At 53.2% G+C, this 222-nt stretch carries 1 protein-coding gene; it reads right to left on the bottom strand.

Features of this window, described 5'->3' with window-relative positions:
• Positions 1–222, bottom strand: a 222-nt coding sequence (locus HMPREF2617_RS11965; protein ID WP_168168317.1) for a hypothetical protein, incomplete at both ends; no start/stop codon positions are given.

Here is a 222-nt window from a genome sequence, read left to right as displayed (position 1 = left end):
CCTTGGCGGGGCTTCTGGTTTGTTGTCGATGATGGCACCTGCCATGGCACTGAAGTTACCGATTTCCAGGTTGTCAGCAGCAATACGCGGAGTATTGATCTTCAGCACGTCCCAGTCGGCGGGGACAACTGCGTTGCCGTTGGGGGTTTCAAGCAGGTATGGCTTTTCCGAGTAGTTGAACTTGCCAAACTGGTACAGGTAGTTCATCACCGAGTCATACTC

It is taken from the genome of Corynebacterium sp. HMSC070H05 (assembly GCF_001837615.1).
GTDB classification, from domain to species: domain Bacteria; phylum Actinomycetota; class Actinomycetes; order Mycobacteriales; family Mycobacteriaceae; genus Corynebacterium; species Corynebacterium coyleae.
The sequence above is the reverse complement of the archived record's forward strand: the minus strand, read 5'-3'. Positions and strand labels throughout refer to the sequence as shown.